Source organism: Paracoccus sediminilitoris, from assembly GCF_003259195.1.
Lineage (GTDB): Bacteria > Pseudomonadota > Alphaproteobacteria > Rhodobacterales > Rhodobacteraceae > Paracoccus > Paracoccus sediminilitoris.
In genome coordinates this window covers 201,976-215,282 of sequence record NZ_QJPK01000001.1, presented here as the reverse complement: position 1 = coordinate 215,282, position 13,307 = coordinate 201,976, and the positions used below count along the sequence as shown (strand labels likewise).

General features: G+C 65.7%; 12 protein-coding genes. 6 read left to right on the top strand and 6 right to left on the bottom strand.

Features of this window, described 5'->3' with window-relative positions; translation table 11 throughout:
- The first annotated feature begins 3 nt into the window (after positions 1 to 3).
- Positions 4 to 783, top strand: coding sequence for a succinate dehydrogenase iron-sulfur subunit (locus DKT70_RS01020; RefSeq protein WP_111557413.1), 780 nt, complete (start codon positions 4 to 6; stop codon positions 781 to 783).
- Positions 784 to 888: 105 nt separating this feature from the next.
- Here the strand turns inward: DKT70_RS01020 and glyS are convergent, their stop codons facing one another.
- The 3 genes from glyS to DKT70_RS01005 are packed head-to-tail and all read right to left on the bottom strand — an operon-like array spanning position 889 to position 4,552.
- The gene (gene glyS / locus DKT70_RS01015; RefSeq protein ID WP_111557412.1) at positions 889 to 3,156 is read right to left on the bottom strand and encodes a glycine--tRNA ligase subunit beta; all 2,268 of its coding nucleotides are present in this window, start codon (positions 3,154 to 3,156) and stop codon (positions 889 to 891) included.
- A complete protein-coding gene (locus tag DKT70_RS01010; RefSeq protein WP_111557411.1) occupies positions 3,156 to 3,632 on the bottom strand; it encodes a DUF6446 family protein in 477 nt (158 codons plus the stop codon). The genes glyS and DKT70_RS01010 overlap by 1 nt, the downstream gene beginning before the upstream one ends.
- Positions 3,629 to 4,552: a glycine--tRNA ligase subunit alpha gene (locus tag DKT70_RS01005; RefSeq protein ID WP_111557410.1), complete on the bottom strand. Its 924-nt coding sequence runs from the start codon at positions 4,550 to 4,552 to the stop codon at positions 3,629 to 3,631. Before DKT70_RS01005 ends, DKT70_RS01010 begins: the two co-directional genes overlap by 4 nt.
- 127 nt (positions 4,553 to 4,679) lie before the next feature.
- On the opposite strand from DKT70_RS01005, the gene DKT70_RS01000 reads away from it, so the two are divergent.
- A complete protein-coding gene (locus DKT70_RS01000; protein ID WP_199559502.1) occupies positions 4,680 to 6,068 on the top strand; it encodes an SPOR domain-containing protein in 1,389 nt (462 codons plus the stop codon).
- 10 nt (positions 6,069 to 6,078) lie between these two features.
- Here DKT70_RS01000 and DKT70_RS00995 read toward each other — a convergent pair whose 3' ends face one another.
- The gene (locus DKT70_RS00995) at positions 6,079 to 7,530 is read right to left on the bottom strand and encodes a TrkH family potassium uptake protein (RefSeq protein WP_111557862.1); all 1,452 of its coding nucleotides are present in this window, start codon (positions 7,528 to 7,530) and stop codon (positions 6,079 to 6,081) included.
- A gap of 198 nt (positions 7,531 to 7,728) precedes the next feature.
- Here DKT70_RS00995 and DKT70_RS00990 point away from each other — a divergent pair, with 198 nt between their 5' ends.
- Both DKT70_RS00990 and DKT70_RS00985 read left to right on the top strand, forming a co-directional pair.
- Entirely contained in the window at positions 7,729 to 8,850 is a 1,122-nt protein-coding gene (locus DKT70_RS00990) for a Ppx/GppA phosphatase family protein (RefSeq protein ID WP_072297680.1), read from the top strand.
- Complete coding sequence (locus DKT70_RS00985) at positions 8,850 to 9,611, top strand: RlmE family RNA methyltransferase (RefSeq protein WP_072297681.1); 762 nt, start codon at positions 8,850 to 8,852, stop codon at positions 9,609 to 9,611. The genes DKT70_RS00990 and DKT70_RS00985 overlap by 1 nt, the downstream gene beginning before the upstream one ends.
- Here the strand turns inward: DKT70_RS00985 and DKT70_RS00980 are convergent.
- Together DKT70_RS00980 and miaA are read right to left on the bottom strand one after the other, a co-directional pair.
- Entirely contained in the window at positions 9,578 to 10,639 is a 1,062-nt protein-coding gene (locus DKT70_RS00980) for a helix-turn-helix domain-containing protein (RefSeq protein ID WP_158529924.1), read from the bottom strand. The two genes, DKT70_RS00985 and DKT70_RS00980, sit on opposite strands and share 34 nt — an antisense overlap.
- Before the next feature lie 76 nt (positions 10,640 to 10,715).
- Entirely contained in the window at positions 10,716 to 11,624 is a 909-nt protein-coding gene (gene miaA, locus DKT70_RS00975; protein ID WP_111557408.1) for a tRNA (adenosine(37)-N6)-dimethylallyltransferase MiaA, read from the bottom strand.
- An 82-nt stretch (positions 11,625 to 11,706) separates the two neighbouring features.
- Here miaA and pyrH point away from each other — a divergent pair, with 82 nt between their 5' ends.
- Positions 11,707 to 12,432, top strand: coding sequence for a UMP kinase (gene pyrH / locus DKT70_RS00970; protein WP_072297684.1), 726 nt, complete (start codon positions 11,707 to 11,709; stop codon positions 12,430 to 12,432).
- 7 nt (positions 12,433 to 12,439) lie between these two features.
- Entirely contained in the window at positions 12,440 to 13,246 is an 807-nt protein-coding gene (locus DKT70_RS00965) for an ion transporter (protein ID WP_111557407.1), read from the top strand.
- Positions 13,247 to 13,307: the final 61 nt, after the last annotated feature.

Genomic DNA, 13,307 nt, shown 5'->3' with positions numbered 1-13,307 from the left:
CCAATGGTCCAGTTCACGCTACCCAAGAACAGCCAGATCCGCGTTGGCAAGACCTGGCCCAAACCCGAGGGCGCGACCAACGTCAAGAAGTTCAAGATCTACCGGTGGGACCCGGAAAACGGGGAAAACCCGCGTCTGGACACCTATTTCGTCGATCTGGACAAATGCGGTCCGATGATGCTGGACGCGCTGATCAAGATCAAGAACGAGATCGACCCGACGCTGTCCTTCCGCCGGTCCTGCCGCGAAGGCATCTGCGGGTCCTGCGCGATGGTCATCGATGGGGGCAACCACCTGGCCTGCATCTATGGCATCGACGAGGTTGCGGGCGATGTCGCCATCTATCCGCTGCCGCACATGCCGGTGGTCAAGGACCTGATCCCCGACCTGACGCATTTCTATGCCCAGCACGCCTCGGTGAACCCCTATCTGCAGACCAAGTCGCCCACCCCTGGCAAAGAGTGGAAGCAGTCGATTGAGGACCGCAAGAAGCTGGACGGGCTTTACGAGTGCATTCTGTGTGCATCCTGTTCGACGGCTTGCCCGTCTTACTGGTGGAACGGCGACCGTTACCTGGGGCCCGCAGCCTTGCTGCATGCCTACCGCTGGATCATCGACAGCCGCGACGAAGCCACGGGCGAGCGTCTGGACGAATTGGAAGATCCGTTCAAGCTGTATCGGTGCCACACGATCATGAACTGCACCAACACCTGCCCCAAGGGTCTGAACCCTGCCAAGGCGATTGCCTCGATCAAGCACATGATGGTCGAACGTTCGGCCTGATCGATGCAACCGGGGGCTGTCCGCCCCCGGACCCCCGAGGGTATTTGAACAAAGAAGAAGGGCCAGAGGTTTTTGCCTCTGGCCCTTCTTGCATTTCAGGGTCGGTCAGCCTTCGATCTTGGTGAAATCCGCGATCTGGCGGCCTGCTTCGCGGATGCGCGACAGCAGGTTCAGACGATTGCGGCGGATGACCTGGCTGTCGGTGTTGACCTGCACGGCCTCGAAGAAGGCGTCGATGGGGGCGCGCAGGGCAGCGATGGCGGTCATGGCGGCGGGGAAGTCTTCATTCTTCATCGCCTGCTTGATAGCGGGTTCAGCGGTGTCGAGGGCGGTGAACAAGGCCCGTTCCTCATCCGTTTCCGCGAATTTCCGGTCGGCGCCGAAGCTGTATTCGACGCCGTCCTTTTCTTCGGCTTGGGTCAGGATGTTGCTGGCGCGTTTCAGGCCTTGGGTCAGGTTCTGGCCGTCGGTCGTGTTCAGCATGGCGTTCAGTGCCGTGGCGCGGTTCACCACCTGCACCAGATCGTCGTTGCCGTCCTGCGCCAGCACCGCGTCGATGATGTCGTGGCGGATGCCTTGGTCGCGGAGGTAGACCTTGAGACGGTCGTGAAGGAAGGAGAGGAGGTCTCGCACCTTGCTTGGCTGACCGGCAAGGATATCGGCCCGCATCTCTGAAAATACGCGTTCGCGGTCGTTATGCGGAACGTTCTCGTCCTCCATCATGATGAAAGAGCCAAGGGGTTCTTCGGCATTCCAACTCTCGATCGAGTGGAGTAGCGGCTTGGAAATGGCGCTGCCAATAATGAGCGGGGCATCTTCAAAGCTGTTGGTGAACCGATCCGCTTCAGCACGACGGAATGGATGGGGCAGGACCGAAGACAAAGTGATTTTTTCGCCAGAGGTCAGCACCAACCGGAGCACCCCCAATGCCGCTCGACGCAGAGCGAACGGGTCTTTGGAGCCGGTGGGCTTTTCATCAATGACCCAGAACCCTGTCAACGTGTCCAGCTTGTCGGCCAGCGCCACCGCAACCGATACCGGGGCGGTGGGCACGTCGTCCGAGGGGCCGAGGGGCGAGTAATGGTCGCGGGCGGCGTCGGCGATTTGGGCGGGTTCGCCGGCCTCTAGCGCGTAGTAGCGGCCCATGGTGCCTTGCAACTCGGGGAATTCGCCGACCATCGCGGAACGCAGGTCCAGCTTGGCCAGACGCGCGGCGCGTTCGGCCTGATCGGGGTCGGCGCCGACCAGCGGGGCGATCTCGCGTGCCAAGGCCGCAATGCGGGCGATGCGGTCGGATTGCGAGCCGAGCTTGTTGTGGAAGGTGACGGAGCTCAAACCCTCGGCCCATGCCTCCATGCCCGATTTCGCCTCGCGCAGGTCGTTTTCCCAGAAAAAGGCGGCGTCGGACAGGCGGGCGGCCAGGACGCGCTGGTTGCCCGCCAGGATCGTCGCGCCATCATCGGGGGTCTCGATATTGGCGACGGTGATGAAGCCCTCGATCCGGCCGGTCTTGGGGTTCAGGGTCGAGAAGAATTTCTGATGTTCCTTCATCGAGGTCTGCAGGACCTCGGGGGGGAGGTCGAGGAAGCGGTCCTCGATCACGCCCATCAGGGCCACGGGCCATTCGACAAGGCCCGCCACCTCGGAGAGGAGGGCGTCGTCGGGGACGACCTGCCAGCCGCGGGCGAAGGCCAGGTTCTCGGATTGCTGGCGGATCTCGGATTCGCGTTCCTCGGCGTCCAGCATGACGCGGGCGCGGCGGAGTTTCGCGGCGTATTCGTCGAAGCCCGTGACGGTGAAGGCATCGGGGGCCATGAAGCGGTGGCCGCGGGTGGTGTTGCCGGCGGTGATGCCGTCGACGGTCAGATCGACCGTGGTGGCGCCTGCCTCATCCGAGAGGATGCAGAGGATCGAATGCAGCGGGCGGACCCAACGCAGCGATCCCGCGCCCCAACGCATCGACTTGGGCCAGGGGAAGTTGCGGATCGCATCCTCCAGCACCTCGGCGACGATATCGGCGGCGGGGCGGCCTTCGTGGGTGATGGTGGCGAACCAGACCTGGCCCTTCTTGTCGTCGCGGGCCTCCAGCTGGTCGCGGGTCAGGCCGGTCGAGCGCAGGAAACCCTCCAGCGCCTTTTCGGGGGCGTCTGTCCGGGGGCCCTTGCGTTCCTCGCGGGTGGTGGGGCTGTGGTCGGTCAGCCCTTCCACGGTCAGGGTCAGGCGGCGCGGGGTGCTGAAGGCACCGGCGCTGGCATAGGTCAGCCCGGCCTGGACCAGACCTTCCGTCACCAGACGTTTCAGGTCCGCACGGGCACGCGCCTGCATGCGGGCGGGAATTTCTTCCGAGAAAAGCTCGATCAGCAGGTCGGCCATCAGTCCATCACTCCGCGTTCCGGGGTCTTGTCGTTATATTGGTGCCAGCCGAAGATGCGGCCGTCGGGATAGACGGCCAGCACGCGGTCCACGTCGGGCCGGATCTCGGCCATGGACAGGACGGCGCGGGCGGCACCGGATTCCAGATCTGCGCCGATCTGCTGGGCGTCGAAACAGTCGAACCAGCCGGGCGCGATCAGGGGCGTGGGGTCGTCGAAGGGCAGGGCATCGGCGGGCAGGTCACCCGTCACCGCGCAGGCCCGCCAGCGCAGGGGCGAGCTGTCGGCGTCGATGCCCTGGAAATCGGTCAGGGTCAGGTCGCGCGTTCCCGCAGGGGTCGTCACGGCGATGCGCGCATCGGGCCCTGCTGGGTCGATGCTGTCGTAATAGCCGTATTCCTGCGCATACCACATGCCGCCGCCCGCAGCGATGGCGGCCAGCGTGATCGAGGCGGCTGCGACCTTGCCCCAGTTCATGCGGTGGCACCGCCCGCATCGGTGGTCAGGAACAGGTCGGCGCAGCCCTTGGCCAGCGCCCGCACCCGGCCGATATAGGCTTGGCGTTCGGTCACGCTGATGACGCCGCGGGCATCCAGCAGGTTGAACAGGTGGCTGGCCTTGATGGCCTGGTCATAGGCGGGGTGAGCCATTGGGATGGTGCGACCGGCGCCATCGGTTTCGGCGGCCCCCAGGATGCGGGCGCATTCGGCTTCGGCATCCTTGAAATGCTGGAACAGCATGTCGGTATCGGCCTGGTCGAAGTTCCAGCGCGAATATTCCTGTTCGGTCTGGCGGAAGATGTCGCCATAGGTCAGGGGCGTGGGGCTGTCGGGGTCGTTGAAGGGCATGTCCATGACATGTTCGACGCCCAGCACATACATCGCCAGGCGTTCCAGGCCATAGGTCAGTTCGCCCGACACAGGTTTGCAGTCATGACCGCCGACCTGCTGGAAATAGGTGAACTGGCTGACCTCCATCCCGTCGCACCAGACCTCCCATCCCAGGCCCCAGGCACCCAGGGTGGGGGATTCCCAGTCATCCTCGACGAAGCGGACGTCATGCACCATCGGGTCCAGGCCGATCGCGCGCAGGCTGCCCAGGTAGAGGTCCTGCAGGTCGGGGGGGCTGGGCTTGATGATGACCTGGTACTGGTAATAATGCTGCAGGCGGTTGGGGTTTTCCCCGTAGCGCCCGTCGGTCGGACGGCGCGAGGGCTGGACATAGGCCGCGGCCCAGGATTTGCCGCCAAGCGCGCGCAGCGTGGTGGCCGGGTGGAAGGTGCCCGCGCCGACCTCCATGTCATAGGGCTGCAGGATCGCGCAGCCCTTGGTCGCCCAATAGGTCTGCAGGCGCAGGATGATCTCCTGGAAACTGCGGGGTCGGTTGGGGCTGGTCATCGGGCCATCCTTTTGCGTAGATCGGGCGAGGCTTTCGCGTCTTCTAGGCGCGGGAAGGAACAGGGTCAATAAAGGCCCGCAGGCGGGGATGATCCCCGCGACGGCAAAGACATTCAAGGAGGCTGCGATGCGGCAGTTGGCGGTAATCATCCTGGCGGCGGCGCTGCCGGGGGCGGGGATGGCGCAGGACGCGTTGATCCGACTGGAAGCGAAGCGCGCCCCCGACGTCGCGGCAGCGACCGCCGAGGGATGGGCCGAACGTTTCGACGACGTGGTGACGCTGCCCCTGCAGGGCGGCTGGACCGGCATCGCGCTTGGCCCGATGGAGCGCGAGGCCGCGCTGGCCCGGCTGGCGGATCTGAAGGCCAAGGGCGTGGTTCCGGGCGATGCCTTCGTGACCGAAGCGGCCCCCGGAACGGAACTGACCCGGCTTGGCGATGCACCCGACGCGGACGCTACGGATGCCGAAGCCGCGATGGCTCCGGAACCCGAGGCCCCGGCTGAGCCTGCGCCGCAAGGCAGCTATCTGCAGCTGGAATCCTTTCAGGATCGCGCCGAGGCAGACGCGGCGCTGGCCCGCAACCGCAAGGAATTTCCAGGTGCCGGGCTGTGGGAATTGCCGAATGGCTGGTTCACCGTGGCGCTTGGTCCTCTGGCGGACGATGTCGCGCGCGACTGGCTGCCGGTCCTGAAATCGGGCAAGCTGATCCCGCGCGACGCGCTGGTGACGCAGGCCGCCGATCTGGGGCAGGCGCTGGATCAGGGCGAGGCGCCCGAACTAGGCGCGACAGGCGACACCGAACCCATGCCGCCCCTGGATCAGGTGCAGCGGTCGCTGCGTTGGGCGGGCCATTACGACGGCCAGATCGACGGGCGCGACGGTCCCAAGACCCAGGCCGCGATTCAGGCCGAGATCCTGTCGGCGCGCGCCTCGACCGATCCGGGCACGGCGATGCGCCTGCTGTCCGAACGCCGGGCCGAATGGCGCGAGGAGATGGGCCTGGCGCAGCTGGACGACGAGGCGACAGGGCTGTCGGTGATGGCGCCGATGGGCGCGCTGCAATTCGACCGCGCGGAACGGGCGCTGTCGATCTATGGCCCCAAGGATGGGTCGGGGGCGGCGATGATCCTGTTCAGCCAGCCCGGCGGGCAGCAGGAGCTGCTGGATCTGGCGGGGCTGGTCACAGCGCTTGGCTGGGTGCCCCAGCCCGAACGTGACGTCCGGCGCGGCCATGTCACGCTGCGCGGCCAGAGCGACGACCATATCGGTGCCGCCGAAGGCTGGGTCCGCGATGGCCGGGCCGAGGGTTTTGTCCTGATCTGGCCCACGGCGGACCAGCAGGACCAGGCCCGCATCCTGGCCGAGATGAGCGACAGCCTGACCCGCAAGGCCCCCGGCCAGAACGAGGACATGCCCCCCGCCGCCCTGCCGGGCGACCCGGCTACGGCCCCCGAAGCGACGGTCCCCGAAGCGACCAAACCCGATGCGACGAAACCCGACGCGACGGCCCCCTAAACGGGGGGCCTCAGGGCCGCCAGAATCTGGGCATCAGCAGGACTAGCACGGAAACCAGTTCCAGCCGGCCCAGATACATGCCCAGGATCATCAGCCATTTCGCGGCGGCCGGAAACTCTTCGACCGATCCGTTCGACGTGACCTCGGGCCCCCAGAGGGGGCCGATATTGGCGATGGCCGTCCAGGCGGCGGTCAGCGCCGTGCGCGGGTGCAGCCCCGTCAGCGCCAGCCCCACGATCAGCAGGCCGAAGGTCAGCATGAACAGCGTGAAGAAGGCCATCACCGAATCGATGATGCTCTTGTCCAGGGGCTGGCCTTCATAGCGCAGCGGGTAGACACGATGGGGCGAATGCATGCGGCGGATCTGGGCGCGGACCGCCTCGAGCAGGACCAGATAGCGGAAAATCTTGACCGAACAGCCGGTCGATCCGGTGCAGCCGCCGATCAGCCCCACGATGATCAGCAGCGTCAGCGGCAGATGTCCCCAGCCCGTCATGTCGGTCGAGGCGAAGCCCGTGCCCGAAAAGACCGAGATGGTGTTGAAGACCGTCTCGCGCAGCATCTCGGCCAGTTCGTTGTCCTGCTCCATGTAGATCACGCGATAGATCATGATGATGGCGCAGACATAGCAGATCCAGCGCAGATAGGTGCGCACCTGCCGGTCCTGCCACAGGGGAACGTAATTGCCCCGCAGCGCCTGCACCAGCCGGATGAAGGGCACCGATGCCATCACCATGAAGACCGAGGCCGCCCATTCCGGCGCGCCGAGGTAATGGCCCATGCTGGCGTCATAATTGGAAAATCCGCCGGTGGAACAGGTGGTCAGAGCATGGATGATGGCATCGAAGCCGGTCATGCCCAGCAGCATGAAGGTGATGGCGCAGGCCCCCGTCATCAGCAGATAGACCATGGTCATCTCGGTCGCGATCTCTCCCGCGCGGGGCAGGACTTTGCCCAGGGTGTCGAACCCCTCGGATCGGAAGAACTGCATGCCGCCGACCTTCATGACGGGCAGGAACACCATCGCCACCACGACGATCCCCAGGCCACCCATCCATTGCAGCAGCGCACGCCACAGATGCGTGCCCGAGGGAAGGCCGTCCAGTTGGGGAAAGACCGTGGTGCCGGTGGTGGTGACGCCGGACATCGCCTCGAAATAGGCGTCGAGGATGCTGGCATTGGGGGCGCCCAGGATGAAGGGCAGGGCACCGAAGATGGGCAGGGTCAGCCAGATCCCCGATGTCAGCAGGAAGGCCTGCTGGATCTTCAGCGTCTTTTGTTCGCCGCGCGTCGCGACCACCGTCAGCAACCCGCAGACCGAGGTGATGATGGCGCATTCCAGAAAGACCAGCCAATGGGGGTCGTTGTTCCACAGGTCGACCAGCATGGGCGCCAGCATGAAGCCGCCCAGTGCAAAGACGATCTTGCCAATCGGGTGGACTACGGGGCGCAGGTCGATCATCGGACCTGATTGACGCGCGCCCCGCCGGTCGTCAAGCATCCGCGCGACTTGATGCCGCCATTTGCCGCGACCTGATGCAGGCAGGGCCCGCAGCGGCACGGGCTTGGGGCATCCAAATGCCGCAAGCCGACCGCTGGCCCTTGATTGGGTCCCCCCGGCACGTTACCTTTTGATTAACTTGTCATCGGAGGGCGTAACATGACGCCCAAGCGTCCTGCGGGTGCAGACGCGTTCCCGAGAAAAACGGTAGAGCCGTCAGGCACCCTGAAACCCGAGGAGGGGGCGCTCTATGCTGCCCTCGATCTCGGCACAAATTCGTGCCGGATGCTGATTGCCCGACCGACGGGCAGTCAGTTCCAGGTCATCGACAGCTTTTCCAAGCCCGTGCAGCTTGGTCACGGGCTGGAAGCTTCGGGACGCCTGTCCCGCAGCTCGATGGCGCGCACCGTCCATGCGCTGCAGGTCTGCAAGCGCAAGCTGGATCAGCACAAGGTGCAGAACATGCGCCTTGTGGCCACCGAAGCATGCCGTCGCGCGCGAAACAGCCGCGATTTCATGCGGTCCATCCGGCGTGAAACCGGCCTGCCCGTCGAGGTGATCGGCGCAGAGGAGGAGGCACGGCTTGCCGTGATCAGCTGCGCGCCGCTGGTCAGCCACAAGACCGAAACTCTGATGGTCGTCGATATTGGCGGCGGTTCGACCGAGCTGGTCTGGATCGACCTGGAAGATGTCGAACCCAAGGAACGCCCCCGCGCGATCATGCGGCTGTCGGAGGGCTTCGGCAATCCGCAGCCCGGCGGCGCGCGTGTCGTCGACTGGATCAGCGTGCCCCTGGGCGTGGCGACCCTGCGCGACCAGTTCGTCGATGTTCAGGACGATCAGGGCCGGTTCGCCCTGATGTCTTGGTTCTTCGAGGAAGCCCTGGCCAATTTCAGCCCCTATGCCGACGGATCGCCTGACGAGGGGTTCCAGATCATCGGCACTTCGGGGACGGTGACCACGGTGGCGGCCAGCTTCCTGAACCTGCGCCGCTATGACCGGACCAAGGTGGACGGGCTGGAGATGACCAGCGACCAGATCGACCGCGTGATCCATTCCTATCTGCAGCTGGGCCCGGACGGACGGCGGTCCGACCCGCGCATCGGGCGCGAAAGGCAGGCGCTGATCATGTCGGGGGCCGCGATCCTGCAGACATTGATGCGCGTCTGGCCGACAAATAAGCTGTCGGTTGCCGATCGCGGCCTGCGAGAGGGGTTGCTTTATGCCCAGATGGTGCGCGATGGGGTGCTGACGCCTGACGGACTGAACGGAGTAGCCTAATGACGAAACAACCTATCAGCCGGTCGGGCAAGACAAGCGGACGCGGCCAGCGCGACCTGAAGGTCCGCGTGAAGACCGCCAAGGGCCGCAAGATGTCCAGCAAGCTGTGGCTGGAACGGCAGTTGAACGACCCCTATGTCGTGCGCGCCCGTCGCGAAGGCTATCGCGGGCGTGCGGCCTACAAGATCCTCGAGCTGGACGACAAGTACCGCTTTCTGGTGCCCGGCGCGCGCGTCGTCGATCTGGGCTGCGCGCCCGGCGGCTGGTGCCAGGTCGCCGTGGCCCGCGTGAATGCGTTGGGCGAGAAATCCGGCAAATCCGTGGGCCGCGTGCTGGGGCTGGATCTGCAAGAGGTCGATCCCATCGCGGGCGCTGAAATTCATCAGCTGGATTTTCTGTCCGAGGGCGCCGACGATCTGGTCAAGGGCTGGCTGGGCGGGGCGGCCGACGTGGTTATGTCGGACATGGCGGCGTCATCTTCGGGCCACAAGGGCACCGACCACCTGCGCATCGTGGCGCTGGTCGAGGCTGCGGCCCAGCTGGCCTTCGACGTGCTGGAACCGGGCGGCACCTTCGTCGCCAAGGTTCTGGCAGGCGGCGCGGAAACAGACATGCAGGCCATGCTGAAGAAGAACTTCGACAAGGTCGCCAACGTCAAACCCCCCGCCAGCCGCAGCGATTCGTCCGAGAAATTCGTTGTGGCGACCGGCTTTCACGGTCGCGGCCTTCAGGCGGACGCGGGCGGCGACGCCGACATCTGACGCATCTGGATGCGGAAGGTCTCGGGCGTGCGACCCGTGGCCGCCACGAAGGCGCGGGTCATGTGGGTCTGGCTGGCATAGCCCAAATCCAGCGCGATGCGCCCGATGGGACGGTTGGTGTGCTGCAGCATCTCGGCGGCGCGTTCCAGCTGCAGTTCGTGCAACAGTTCAACGGCGCGCAGGCTCTTAGCCTCGATGCAGGCGCGGTCCAGCTGGGTCAGGTTGCTGCCCAGCTGTTGGGCCATGTCGGCCAGGGTCTGGCACGATCCCATCTGCTGGTTGGCCAGCGTGACAAAACGATCGACCAAAGGCCGATCAGCCATGGCGGCAAGCGGGCGGGCATGGACCTGGCGTTCCGGGTCCAGACGCGACAGGCGCAGCGCCAGCATGTTCAGATGGCAGGTCAGCGCCTTGCGATCGGTCGCCGTCGTCGCTTCGCGCACCAATTCCTGCAGGTTGACCAGCAGGGCAGGCCCCGATTGGCCAACGCTGCCCGCGATCATTGCGGTGGGCAGGGCGGGATCGACCTCGGTCGTCAGTTCGGGCGACAGGGTGAGGACATGCCCTTCGGCCCCATCCTGTGGGACCGCCGCAAAGGCCGTCCCCGACGGAATATATCGCACATCGCCCGGTCCCAGCAGCAGCGTTTGGCGCGGCAATTCCAGCCGCATCGCGCCACCCGTCACCCAGATCAGCGTGTGATCGGGCCGCGTGCGGGGGCGTACGGGATGGCCCTGGCTGCCCCAGATGAAGCCGCCCAAGGGGAACAGGCGCAGGCTGGCCTTGCGCGGCGCGTGGCGTCGAGTGGTCGGTCCTACGCGCACGGTCAGCGCATCGGGAACCACGATCCTGCCGGTGGGGGCACCGGGACGCAGCCATGGGCGATGGTGCACGGGGGCACTGCCTGCATCGGGGACCGAGGCGGCGGTGACATCGACCCCGCCAGCCGCGCCGCGGCCTTGGGGTCGAAGGTTGCTGTCTGAGAACGGAAACCCTCCCGTCCAGCCTGTGCGGTCCCAAAGTGACATCGTCGTCAGCCCCTGCATTCGGGATAAGCGGATTATCGCCTATCTGCGGGACAACTCAACAACCTTGCAGAAGGTTTCACATCATGGGGGCCGGATGCATCGCTTCGTGGCTTGCGTGCCACATCTGCCAGTCCTTCATGCGGTTCCTGAACCAGATGCGCTGCGACTTGGCATATTGCCGCGTGGCGATGATGGCCAGTTCCGTCGCCTGCGCCAGGTCGGGTCCGCCCTGCAGATGCGCAACCAGGTCGGGGGCGCCGATCGCCTTGGCCCATTGGCGGGCGGGGTCCCATTGGGGCAGCATGGCGCGGACCTCGTCCAGCGCGCCCTGGTTCAGCATTGTGCGAAAGCGTCCCGCGATGCGATCGGCCAGCCAATCGCGGTCCGAGGTGATGACGATGCGCTGGCAATCGTCGGGGCCGATCAGGGGCGGGGGGGTGTCGGCCTGCCATGCGGCGATGCCGCGCCCGGTGGCCTGCTGAACCTCCCATGCGCGCTGGACGCGGACGGGGTTCTTCAGGTCTATCTGTGCGCGCGTCGTCGCATCCAGATCCGCGATCAGCCCCTGCAGACCATTCGGATGCAGCAGGCGTTCGTCGGCCTCGGCGCGGATGGCATGGGGGGTCGCGGGGATGTCGGCCAGTCCGCGCGTCAGGGCCGACAGGTAAAGGCCGGTGCCGCCCACGATGATCAGCCGCCGGCCCAGCAGGTCGCCCACCTGCCGCAGCCAGTCGCCCACCGAATAGGTCTGGTCCGGCCCCACATGCCCGTAAAGCGCGTGGGGCGCGGCCCGTTCGTCGGCCGCCGAGGGCCGCGCCGTCAGCACCCGCCAGCAGGACCAGACCTGCAGCGCGTCGGCATTCACGATCAGCCCGCCCTGTGCCTGCGCGACGGCCAGTGCCAGCGCCGATTTGCCGCTGGCCGTCGGTCCCGCGATCAGCAGGTGGCGCGAGCCGTCGATCTGTGTCAGGTCAAGTTTCAGCATTGGCTATCCGGACAGTTGATCCTGCGGGTCTTTTGCGACATTTAACGGCGCGATGAAAGCGACCCGGCGACAGGAGCCCCCCATGACCACCGAGACACCCAAGCAATATGGCCGCGTGATGCTCAAGATCTCGGGCGAGGCCCTGATGGGCGACCAGGGATACGGCCTGCATCCGCCCACCGTCGCCCGCATCGCGAACGAAGTCGCCACCGTCCAGGCCATGGGCGTCGAGGTCTGCATGGTCATCGGCGGCGGCAACATCTTCCGCGGGCTGCAGGGCAGCGCGCAGGGCATGGAACGCACCACCGCCGATTACATGGGCATGCTGGCGACCGTGATGAACGCGCTGGCCATGCAGGCATCGCTGGAGGCCGAGGGACTGCATTGCCGCGTCATCAGCGCCATCCGCATGGACGAGGTCTGCGAGCCCTACATCCGCCGCCGCGCCATCCGCCACCTGGAAAAGAAGCGGATCGTCATCTTTGCCGCCGGCACCGGCAACCCCTATTTCACCACCGATACCGCCGCCACCCTGCGCGCCAGCGAGATGAACTGCGAGGCGATCTTCAAGGGCACCAAGGTTGATGGCGTCTATGACAAGGACCCGGTCAAGTTTCCCGATGCCAAGCGCTACGAGGATGTCAGCTATGACGAGGTCCTGCAGAAGCATCTGGGCGTGATGGACGCATCCGCCATCGCGCTGGCCCGCGACAACCGCCTGCCGATCATCGTCTTCTCGCTGGACCAGCTGGGCGGGTTCCGGACCATCCTGGAAGGGCGCGGGACCTATACCCGCGTGCATAACTGAGCGCACCATGACCCTTCGCGACCGCGTCGACGGCTTCGTCCACGGCCCCCGCGCCCAGTGGTTCATCACCGGTGTCATCGTCTTCAACGCCCTGATCCTGGGGTTGGAGACGTCACGCACCGTCATGGCGGTCGCGGGGCCGCTGATCCTGCTGCTGGACGCCATCTGCCTGTCGATCTTCGTGACCGAGATCGGCCTGAAGCTGTTCGCGCGCGGCCCGCGATTCTTCCGCGATGGCTGGAACATCTTCGATTTCGCCGTGGTGGGCATCGCGCTGATGCCCGCGACGCAGGGGCTGTCGGTGCTGCGCGCGCTGCGCATCCTGCGGTTGTTGCGCATCGTCTCGGTCACGCCGCGCCTGCGCCGGGTGGTCGAGGGGTTCCTGTCGGCGCTGCCCGGCATGGCCAGCGTCTTCCTGTTGATGGGGATCATCTTTTATATCTTCGCGGTAATGGCGACCAAGCTGTTCGCGGCGGCCTTTCCCGACTGGTTCGGGGATCTGGGCAATTCGGCCTATTCGCTGTTCCAGATCATGACGCTGGAAAGCTGGTCCATGGGTATCGTGCGCCCGGTGATGGAGGTCTTTCCCCAAGCCTGGCTGTTCTTCGTGCCTTTCATCCTGGTGACGACCTTCGCGGTGATGAACCTGGTCGTGGGCCTGATCGTGAATTCGATGCAGGAGGCCCACCAGGAGGAGGAAACCGCCGCGACCGAGGCCTATCGCGACCAGGTTCTGGAGCGACTGACCGCCATCGAGGAGATGCTGGCGCGCGGGCGCGATCCCCACAACGACCAGGGCGGGCCGCAGCGCTGACACCCGCGACCTGCTGCCGAAGGGTTGGGCAAAGGCTTTGCCAACCCCCGGCAATGCAGTT